This window comes from Mesorhizobium sp. M0848 (assembly GCF_040319805.1).
Taxonomy (GTDB): Bacteria; Pseudomonadota; Alphaproteobacteria; order Rhizobiales; family Rhizobiaceae; genus Mesorhizobium.
Map to the genome: position 1 here is coordinate 183,894 of NZ_JAMYOM010000013.1, position 7,834 is coordinate 191,727.

The 7,834-nt window shown below is 62.7% G+C and carries 7 protein-coding genes; 6 read left to right on the forward strand and 1 reads right to left on the reverse strand.

The window, feature by feature from the left end; all coding sequences use genetic code 11:
• The first annotated feature begins 15 nt into the window (after positions 1-15).
• Genes NKH95_RS17190 through NKH95_RS17205 form a run of 4 tightly spaced genes read left to right on the forward strand, consistent with a single transcriptional unit; the run spans position 16 to position 4,279 of the window.
• Complete coding sequence (locus NKH95_RS17190; protein ID WP_352892102.1) at positions 16-870, forward strand: sugar phosphate isomerase/epimerase family protein; 855 nt, start codon at positions 16-18, stop codon at positions 868-870.
• The gene (locus tag NKH95_RS17195; protein ID WP_352679833.1) at positions 867-1,730 is read left to right on the forward strand and encodes a PfkB family carbohydrate kinase; all 864 of its coding nucleotides are present in this window, start codon (positions 867-869) and stop codon (positions 1,728-1,730) included. The genes NKH95_RS17190 and NKH95_RS17195 overlap by 4 nt, the downstream gene beginning before the upstream one ends.
• Positions 1,727-3,145 carry an NAD(P)/FAD-dependent oxidoreductase gene (locus tag NKH95_RS17200; RefSeq protein WP_352679830.1) on the forward strand — a complete coding sequence of 473 codons (1,419 nt, stop codon included), beginning with the start codon at positions 1,727-1,729 and terminating at the stop codon, positions 3,143-3,145. Before NKH95_RS17195 ends, NKH95_RS17200 begins: the two co-directional genes overlap by 4 nt.
• A gap of 42 nt (positions 3,146-3,187) precedes the next feature.
• Positions 3,188-4,279: an ABC transporter ATP-binding protein gene (locus tag NKH95_RS17205; RefSeq protein WP_352798041.1), complete on the forward strand. Its 1,092-nt coding sequence runs from the start codon at positions 3,188-3,190 to the stop codon at positions 4,277-4,279.
• A gap of 147 nt (positions 4,280-4,426) precedes the next feature.
• Here the strand turns inward: NKH95_RS17205 and NKH95_RS17210 are convergent, their stop codons facing one another.
• Positions 4,427-5,527, reverse strand: a complete 1,101-nt coding sequence (locus NKH95_RS17210) for a LacI family DNA-binding transcriptional regulator (protein WP_352679897.1) — start codon at positions 5,525-5,527, stop codon at positions 4,427-4,429.
• 218 nt (positions 5,528-5,745) lie between these two features.
• On the opposite strand from NKH95_RS17210, the gene NKH95_RS17215 reads away from it, so the two are divergent.
• On the forward strand, positions 5,746-6,588 hold the full coding sequence (locus NKH95_RS17215; protein WP_352761800.1) for an ABC transporter substrate-binding protein: 843 nt from the start codon (positions 5,746-5,748) through the stop codon (positions 6,586-6,588).
• A gap of 96 nt (positions 6,589-6,684) precedes the next feature.
• A partial coding sequence (locus NKH95_RS17220) for an ABC transporter permease subunit (protein ID WP_352761801.1) occupies positions 6,685-7,834 on the forward strand: 1,150 nt, incomplete at its 3' end.

Genomic DNA, 7,834 nt, shown 5'->3' on the forward strand with positions numbered 1-7,834 from the left:
CCGAAAGGAGCCTTCATGCCGCAGCTCGCTGCCCACCAGCTGATCGGAGCCAATTTCAGCTTTCAGCACATCCCCTTCGATGAGGTCGCCAGGACGATCCGCGACTTTGGCATGCGCGAGATCGAGCTGTGGGGGATTGCCCCGCATCTGGACCTGTTCCATGCTACGGGCGCTCGTGTCGAATCCGTTCGCCGGGTGCTTGCCGACAACGAGCTGTCGGCCTGGTGCTTCACCCCAGAGCAGGTGTTGTACCCAATCAAAATCGCCTCCGGCGACGCCGCACTGCGCCAGGACAGCATCGAGCGGTTTTGCCGTGCAGCCGAAATCTGCGCGGCGCTTGGCGCCCGCTATCTCTTCCTGACGCCTGGCCGGGGCTACGAGAGCCAACCCCGGCAACCGGCATGGGACCGCGCGGTCGACGCGATCGGCGAGATCGCCCGGCGTGCCGCCGCAAACGGGGTGCGCTGCCTGCTCGAGCCGTTGCAGCGGTTCGAGAGCAACCTCGTCAATGATGCGGCGGGCCTGCGCCAAATGCTGGATGAGGTGGGCGCCGGCAACGTCGATGTCGTGCTCGACACTGTCGCCATGGCCACGGCCGGCGACACCGTGGCCGGCTATGTTGACCTGTTCGGCTCGCGGCTGGCGCATGTTCATCTGGTCGATGGCACGCCAGGCGGGCATCTGGTGTGGGGGGAGGGCACGCTGCCGCTCGGCCATTATGTCAGCGAACTCGCGCGCCTCGGCTATGCCGGAAAGTTCACCTTCGAGCCGTTCGGCAACGGCTCCTACGCGCTCGATCCGATAAAAGCCTGGACACGCTGCCTTGGCGCCATCGCGCCTTATCTCGATCGCGCAACGGTGCCGGCATGACGTCGAAGAAGCTTGTCGCCGTCGGGGACAATTGCCTCGATGTCTATTTGACCAACAACTTGATGACGGTGGGCGGCAACGCCTTGAATGTTGCGGCGCAATGGCGGCGCAACGGCTGGTCCGCGCGCTATTTCGGGGCCGTCGGGAACGATCCCGAAGGCGACGTGGTGCTTGCCGAGCTGGCAGGTGCCGGCCTATCGCGGGACGATGTCGAACGGCGTCCCGGCGATACGGCCGTCACCTTGCTGCGCGATGAATGCGGCGACCGGAAGTTCCTGCACGAATCCTTCGGTGTCGGCGAAAACTACATGCCGGCGCCCGCCCACTATGCGGTCATCGCCGCGGCCGACTGGGTGCATCTCGGCACCAACGCCAACAAGCACCTTGTCCAGCGACTGGTGGCGGATCATGTGCCGTTCAGCATTGATCTATCGACCGCCCATCTGGCGCTGCCCCTCAACGGCGTCCCGCTTTTGTTTGCGTCCGGCTCGGACGATGTCGATGTTTCCATAGAGCCATCGCTCGGGGCGCTCAGGGCTGCCGGCGCAAGGCAGGTGGTTTTGACCTGTGGCCGCCGCGGCTCCTACTTCGACGACGGCACGAATGTCGTGCATGCGCCGGCAACACTTGTCGATGTCGTGGATACGTGTGGCGCCGGCGACAGTTTCATTGCCAGTTTCCTCGCAGGCTTCCGTTTCGGCGGCCTTGGCGCCTTGGAGGCACTGCACAGCGCGTCGATCGCCGCGGCGCAGACCTGCACCCATCTTGGCGGGTTTCCCCAGACACCGCGTGCCATACCCGATTGGCTGCCGGCCAAATATGCCAGCTTCATTGTCGATGCGCAGGGAGCCCAAGCGTGAGTACACTTCGTTTGCGGCAGCCTGCGGTCGCGCTTGCATCTGACCGGTCGTTTTGGCTGCAGGACATTGCCGCCGCCCCTGCGACCGAGCCATTGCGAGGCCACGAGCGCGCCGACGTGGTGATCGTCGGTGGCGGCTATACCGGTCTGTGGACGGCGCTGCGGATCCTTGAACTGGCGCCGCAAACGCGGGTGATCATCCTTGAAGCCGATCTCTGCGGATCGGGGGCCTCGGGGCGCAACGGCGGTCAGGTCCATTCATGGTTCGCCGAAATCGACCAGATCAGTGCGGTCGTCGGTCTCGAGGAAGCGCGCCAGCTCTGCGCCGACACGGTGGCATCGATCGCGGAGCTGAAGGCGCTGCAGCAAAATGGCACCATAGACATGGACCTGAGGCTGGACGGATGGCTGTGGACCGCAAGCTCCATTGCGCAGGAAGGCGCCTGGGAGAACGCCGTCGCCTTGACGGCGGCTGTTGCAGAAAACCGTTTCAGGCCGCTGACAGCCGAGGACATTCAACGCCGCACCGGTTCATCGGCCTCCTATGTCGGCGTCGTCGAGACCACCGCCGGCACGGTCCATCCCGCCAAACTTGCCATCGGATTGCGCAAGCTGGCACTGGCACGCGGCGTCATCATCCACGAGCGCAGCCCGGTCCTCGCCATCGAACCCGGCACGACATGCACCGTGCGCACGGCGCATGGCGCGGTACGGGCTGACAAGATCGTGCTTGCCGCCAACGCCTGGCTTTCGGCGCTGCCGGAACTGCGGCGACATCTTTATGTCGTCGCCAGCGAGGTGATTGCCACTGCCGCCGTCCCCGAACTGCTCGACAGCATCGGCTGGCGCGACGGTGCCTCGATCTGCGATTCCCAGGCCCAGGTGCTCTACTACCAGCGCACCGTCGGGGGCAGGGTGGTCTTCGGTCGTGGCAGCGGCAACGTCGCCTTCAGTGGAAATTTCGGCGCCAGCTTCAACCGCAGCCCCGAGCACGGCCGCGACAATATGCGAGAGCTGCATCGGGTCTACCCCTCGCTGCGCGGTGTGGCGATCGAATATGACTGGTCGGGGCCGATCGACTGCGTGCCTGAACACGTTCCTGTCTTCGATCACCTGCGCGATCATCCCAACATTTTCTACGGCATGGGATTCAACGGCACCGGCATCGCGCAGACGCCGATCGCCGGACGCATTCTGGCCAGCCTCGTGCTCGAGCGAAAGGATCGCTGGAGCGCAAGCGGTCTGGTCGGCATCGAGCGGCGCATGTCGCTGCCGCCCGAGCCTTTGCGTTATCTCGGCGCCAGACTTGTCCGCGCCGCGGTGCGCCACAAAAACGAGGCCGAGATCGGCAACCGCAAGGCGGGCAGGATCACCAATCTTTTGGCGGCACTGAAGCCAGGCAGGCGCAAGAAGTAGCCGGGGCATCTGGCTCATCGTCACGCAATCGAGGGGAGCACAATGGCAGATCTGAGCCTCCGGCAAATCAGGAAATCATACGGCAATCTGCACATTCTCCACGGCATCGACCTCGATATTAAGTCGGGCGAGTTCATCGTCTTCGTCGGCCCGTCGGGCTGCGGCAAGTCGACATTGCTGAGGTCGATCGCCGGGCTCGAGGAAATCACCTCCGGCGAGCTCAGAATAGCCGGCGAAGTGGTGAACGACGTGCCGCCGTCGAAGCGCGGCATCGCCATGGTGTTCCAGTCCTACGCGCTCTACCCGCACATGACCGTCTATGACAACATGGCGTTCTCGATGAAGATCGGCAAAGAGAACAAGGCCGAGATCGACCGCCGTGTGCGTCAGGCCGCCGAGATCCTGCAATTGACCAAATATCTCGACCGCCTGCCCAAGGCGATGTCAGGCGGCCAGCGCCAGCGCGTCGCCATCGGCCGCGCCATCGTGCGCAATCCGAAGGTGTTCCTGTTCGACGAGCCGCTTTCGAACCTCGACGCCGCGCTGCGCGTCGCCACCCGCATCGAAATCGCCAAGCTCAAGGAATCGATGCCCAACACGACCATGATCTACGTCACCCACGATCAGGTCGAGGCGATGACGCTGGCCGACCGCATCGTGGTGCTCAAGGACGGCCATATCGAGCAGGTCGGCACGCCGATGGATCTCTACAAGAAGCCCGGCAATCTGTTCGTTGCCCAGTTCATTGGCTCGCCGGCCATGAACATCCTGCCCGCGACCATCGAAAAGACCGGCAATCCGACCGTCGTCAGCCATGTCGGCGGACGCAAGGCAACCGTACCGATCGCAACGCCTGCTTCGGCGAAGGGTGCTGCGGTGAGCTTCGGCGTGCGGCCGGAAGACCTGATCATCGCCAGCGGCGCTGACTATCTGTTCGAGGGGACGGTCGACTATGTCGAGCAGCTCGGCGAGGTTCAGCTGGTCTATGTCGACACCGGTCGCGCCGACCTGCCGCTGGTGACCAAGCTGCCCGGCAATGTCGAGGTCAAGCGTGGGGCAAAGCTGCGGCTGAATGCAAACCCGGCCGATCTCCACATCTTCGATGCGGCTGGGCGTTCGCTCTTCAAACCATGAGCCGGCACGTGCCGGTCGCCATGAGGGTGGACGCAGCATTGCGAACAGGGTGTTTGCTGGGCTTGATCGATCCCATAAGTGTGAAAGCGGGAGTGCGTCGAGCTTCGCCTTGTTGCGTTCGCGTATTTCAATGGGGTCGTGTCGCCGTCAGGCCTTTGCCTGGCGCCCTTGCGGCCTTTCATTTGCGGGCGGGCCGACGGATCCACGTTCAATGATGGCGGTCGGCAAGATGAGCCGTTCGGGCGGTCGAACTTCGCCCTTCAATCGCCGGATGAGCAATTCCGCGACGCTCTTGCCAAGCGCGTAAACCGGCTGGTCGATGACGGTAATGGGCGGAGTGGTGACGCTCGTCCAGTCCGCATCATGGAAGGTGATGAGCGAAATGTCGTCGGGAACCCGCAGGCCGCGCTCGCGGATCACCTTAAAGATTTCCAGCGCAATGACGCTGTCCGAGGCAAGGATCGCCGTCGGCCGATCCGGCGCGGACAGCATCTCGCCTGCAATCCTGCGCGTTTCGGCGGGGCTTGTTGCGCCAAGGCGAACATAGCGTTCTGGCCGATCAAGTCCGGCCTCTCGGCACACGGTGAGGAAACCGTCGATGCGCTCGCGGACCGACGAGGTGTAGATCTGCCCGAGATCGCGGTAGTCATGGCCTTCGGCATCGACCGCGGTCACATAGGCGATGTTGTGGTGGCCGGCTTCCGCCAGACAGCGGGTCGCCTGCATGGCAATACCGTGATCGTCGATCGTGACGGTATCGACATCCAGATCCGGCAGCGCCCTATCCAGCAGGGCAAGCGGTCGGCCTGAGCGGTGGATATCGCGCAAATGCGCAATGTCGCGCGATTCCGATGGCGTGACGATCAGCCCGTCGACACGCTTGCCGATCAGCAACTTCACGGCTGCCTTTTCCGCCTCGATCTTTTCGCCGGAGTTGGCCAGGATGACATTGAACCCGGCTGCTTTTGCCGCGTCGCTGATGCCGCGTACCGCGAGGCTGAAGAACGGGTTCTCGATATCGCCGACAACCACCCCGATGATGCCGGAGCGGCCGGTCGTCATGCTGCGGGCGAGCTCGTTCGCACGGTAGTCCAGAGCCTTGGCCGCAGCCATGACATCGGCCCGGATCATGTCGCTGACGACGCCGTATCCGCCGAGCACGCGCGCAGCTGTCGCTTTCGACACGTTCGCTGCGCGAGCGACATCGCTGACCGTTATCGACTGGGTCTTGGGCGCGGTTTTTTTCATCGGATGAACGACTACAAGAGTTGTTGACGGAAGGTCAATCTGACGATAACGATTACCAAAGAGACCGGTCTCACGCAACAAGAGACCGGTCTCTTCTGAAAGGGCAGACCAAGAGTCATGACGACGCGGCGGATGCTGCGACGGGGTGCGGTCAGGCGCCAGATGGCGAGCCCCACGCAAATATCAATAAGAACAGACCTTCAGAGTGGAGATAAGACATGAGCAGGACAGAAATTCTCAAATCGTTGATGTCGCCGGTCAGGACCGGCGCAATGGCGCTTATGGCGATGTGCGTCGGCGCCGGGTTGGTTTCGGGAGCGGCCTCCGCGGATGACAATCCCTATGGTCTTATTGATGCGAAAGTAATCAGCGTCGGGACCATGGGCGATGCCAAACCCTACGCCTTCACCCAGGCCGATGGCACGTTCACTGGCTTCGACATCGAATTGTTCCGCAACGTCGCGAGCCGCCTTGGATTCAAGCCGGACCAGGTGATCTTCACCGGCCAGGAATTCTCGGCGCTGATGCCTTCTGTTGCCAACGAGCGCTTTGATATAGCGGTCGCGGCAATCGGCACGACGGAAGCACGCAAGAAGACCGTCGACTTTTCCGACGGGTATCTTGCAGGCTATCTCTCTGTGCTTACCGCCGACAAGGCCATCACGTCGGCGGAGGGGCTCAAGGGCAAACGCCTCGGCGTGGTGCAAGGCACGCTCCAGGAAATTTACGCGGCGAAGAACTTCGTCGGAACCGATCTCGTCAAGTTCCCCGACAACAACTCCGCCGTTTCAGCACTCAACAACGGAACCGTGGCTGCTCATTTCCTCGATTACGAGGCCGCCAAGGACTATGGCGTTCGCTATCCGAACCTGAAGGTCGCGGTCAATATACCTTCCTTTGACGCGCCGGCTGGCTTCGTCCTGCGCAAGGGCAACGACAAGCTCCGCAATGCTCTGAACTCCGCTCTTCACGCGGCCATGCAGGACGGAACCTGGAAGACGCTTTACGAGAAGTGGTTCCCCGGCTCGCCGATGCCCGACCAGTATCTCCCCAAGAAGTAAACCGCACCCGGCTGCCGGCATTTAATGCCGGCGGCCGAACCCGGGCTACCGTCCTTGATGCGGACGATGCGGATAGCGCAACCGAAAGGAGGGCGAATGAACTGGCTCGAAAACCTGCGGCGCAGTTTCCTCGACTGGCAGGCCATGGCGGACGTGCTGCCCAGCATGATCACGATCGGATTGAAGAACACCTTGATCCTCGCCGCCGCCTCGACGGTGCTGGGTGTCATTCTCGGCATGATCCTGGCGGTCATGGGCATCTCGCAATCGCGCTGGCTGCGCATTCCCGCCCGGGTCTACACGGATATTTTCCGTGGCCTGCCGGCGATCGTCACCATCCTGCTGATCGGCCAGGGATTTGCCCGCATCGGCCGTGAAATCTTCGGGCCTTCGCCCTTTCCGCTCGGCATTCTTGCGCTGAGCCTGATCGCCGGCGCCTACATCGGCGAAATCTTTCGCTCGGGCATCCAGAGCGTCGAGCGCGGGCAGATGGAGGCCTGCAGGGCGCTCAGCATGAGCTACGGCCAAGGCATGCGCCTGATCGTGATACCGCAAGGCATCCGCCGCGTCTTGCCGGCCCTGGTCAACCAGTTCATCGGCAACGTCAAGGATTCAAGCCTTGTCTACTTCCTCGGTCTGCTCGCCTCGGAGCGCGAGATTTTCCGTGTTGGTCAGGACCAGGCAGTGGTCACGGGAAACCTCTCGCCATTGCTTCTGGCCGGCGTTTTCTATCTCGTCATCACTGTGCCGTTGACCCATGTGGTCAACTACATCGACAACTCGCTGCGAGCCGGAAAGCAAAAGGCTGCCCTCGTCATCAGCGGCCTTGCCGAAGTGAGCGAACTGGAGGGCACCACCGGCAGTGCACCTTCGCGGGCCGGCCCTGATGCCGGCTCCGCGCTGCCCCGCTTCAAGGGCGGCAGTCTTGCCATCACCGATCTCGACATGGCCTACGGCGATCTCGATGTTCTCAAAGGCGTCAGCCTGGCAGTCAAGCCTGGCACGGTCACATGCGTGATTGGCCCATCAGGTTCGGGCAAGTCGACCCTGCTGCGCTGTCTCAACCGCCTGGTCGAGCCCAAGGGTGGTGAGGTGTTGCTCGATGGCGCGAGCATCCTGGCGATGAAGCCCGAGAGACTGCGCCGGCGTGTCGGCATGGTTTTCCAGCAGTTCAACCTGTTTCCCGACCACACAGCCCTGGAAAACGTCATGCTGTCGCTGACCAAGGTCAAGGGCCTTCCGGTGC

Bases quoted from the DNA above. Each gene is read 5' to 3' on its own strand.
- NKH95_RS17195 (WP_352679833.1), top strand. From the start codon at position 867: ATGACGTCGAAGAAGCTTGTCGCCGTCGGGGACAATTGCCTCGATGTC.
- NKH95_RS17210 (WP_352679897.1), bottom strand. From the start codon at position 5,527: ATGAAAAAAACCGCGCCCAAGACCCAGTCGATAACGGTCAGCGATGTC.
- NKH95_RS17190 (WP_352892102.1), top strand. From the start codon at position 16: ATGCCGCAGCTCGCTGCCCACCAGCTGATCGGAGCCAATTTCAGCTTT.
- NKH95_RS17215 (WP_352761800.1), top strand. From the start codon at position 5,746: ATGAGCAGGACAGAAATTCTCAAATCGTTGATGTCGCCGGTCAGGACC.
- NKH95_RS17205 (WP_352798041.1), top strand. From the start codon at position 3,188: ATGGCAGATCTGAGCCTCCGGCAAATCAGGAAATCATACGGCAATCTG.